The 1,250-nt window shown below is 56.8% G+C and carries 3 protein-coding genes; all 3 read right to left on the bottom strand.

Annotated features, from left to right (window positions below):
* On the bottom strand, positions 1–262 hold a 262-nt coding region (locus tag AWU74_RS05745), incomplete at its 3' end, for a bifunctional hydroxymethylpyrimidine kinase/phosphomethylpyrimidine kinase (RefSeq protein WP_187150878.1).
* A gap of 162 nt (positions 263–424) precedes the next feature.
* The gene (locus AWU74_RS05740; protein ID WP_062328503.1) at positions 425–649 is read right to left on the bottom strand and encodes a hypothetical protein; all 225 of its coding nucleotides are present in this window, start codon (positions 647–649) and stop codon (positions 425–427) included.
* A 29-nt stretch (positions 650–678) separates the two neighbouring features.
* The gene (locus tag AWU74_RS05735; RefSeq protein WP_062328499.1) at positions 679–1,224 is read right to left on the bottom strand and encodes a hypothetical protein; all 546 of its coding nucleotides are present in this window, start codon (positions 1,222–1,224) and stop codon (positions 679–681) included.
* Positions 1,225–1,250: the final 26 nt, after the last annotated feature.

Genomic DNA, 1,250 nt, shown 5'->3' with positions numbered 1-1,250 from the left:
CCACCGCAGACGGCCGGCCGAGCATACCGCATTTCGCGGCCGGGACGCCTACCCCGCGGAAAACCGTTTCCAGTTGCGCCCGAAGCGCCTCGCCGCTGACCGGAAACACGCGGTGCGCCCATTCCTGCGCCGGGTCCATAGTGGCGAGCGCGGTAACCGCCGCCATTCCGTATAGCCCGTATTCTTCAAACGTCTTCAAATCCGCCTCAAGCCCCGCGCCGCCCGACGCATCGGAACCCGCGATTGTCGCAACTTTTATCATCATCGTCCTCCGCCGTAATACATTATATAAGAAACGCTCTTCGCGTTTTATACGTCGTAAATATACAGAGATATAGAACAAGTCGGCAAATCCCGCGCGAGCGTTTTCTGCCGAGCACGCACAGGCGTCTTTACACGCGCTGTGCCTTCGTGTGGCTACAATTCAGCGGCAAGTCCGCGCCGGATACGAGGCGCAGACGAAAAACGCCGCCTCTATGCCGTTCAGCCGCGCTTTTCTACGCCCCAAGTTTGCGTAAACAAACTCGATAGCAAGCCGTAGATCTGCGGCAAACTCGGCATAATGATTTCGCCGAAGGCGTGACAGGCACAAAAAAGCGGGGCTGTCAGGCGACAGTCCCGCTCCTTTCGAGTTGCGGTCAGCCCGCAAAAAGCGCCGTGCTTCCGCGTCTCTGTGCGCTAAAAGTCGTGCCCGCCGAGTTGCTCCACAAGGAAGAACTCGCTACTAATGTCCAATTCGTCATAGCCGACGGGTTCCTTGTCTATCGTATACAGTACGAGTGTCGTAGGCGGAATCGTGCCGCCTTTGCTGAAGTCGCAGAAATCTATCCCGGCAGACGAGTCTTCCGCCAGCTTTCTCAGTTGCTTCAATGCTTCGCCTATAAAATCGGAATCGAACAACAAACCATCTCGGTAAAAGCGGAACCGATAGCTCGGCATTCGCCTGCCGCTTGAAGACATCCAGCCAGCGTTCGTCATAAACGTCACCCCTTCTATCGTCGCATAGTGCCCTCTCTGCTCTGTCTTCAGGTGAAATCCGTTTGGATTCAGGCGGATGCGCCACGTTTGGTCGGGTATCAGCGCGCCCCTCGCCTCCGGTTGGTTTATGCCCGCCGCTTGGTTTTCGGCGGTGCGTTCTCCCGTGACAAAGCTACCGCACCCTGCAAGCGCCGCCATAAGCAACACCGCGCATGCCGCTGCCCATACTCTTTTCGTCAGGCTCATTATGTGCCTCCATTATAATCGCGAAT

It is taken from the genome of Treponema endosymbiont of Eucomonympha sp., assembly GCF_001028545.1.
Note: the sequence above shows the minus strand (reverse complement) of the source record. Positions and strands in the feature narration are given on the sequence as shown.

Coding starts and splice junctions, on each gene's coding strand:
- AWU74_RS05735 (WP_062328499.1), bottom strand. CDS start 1,224: ATGAGCCTGACGAAAAGAGTATGGGCAGCGGCATGCGCGGTGTTGCTT.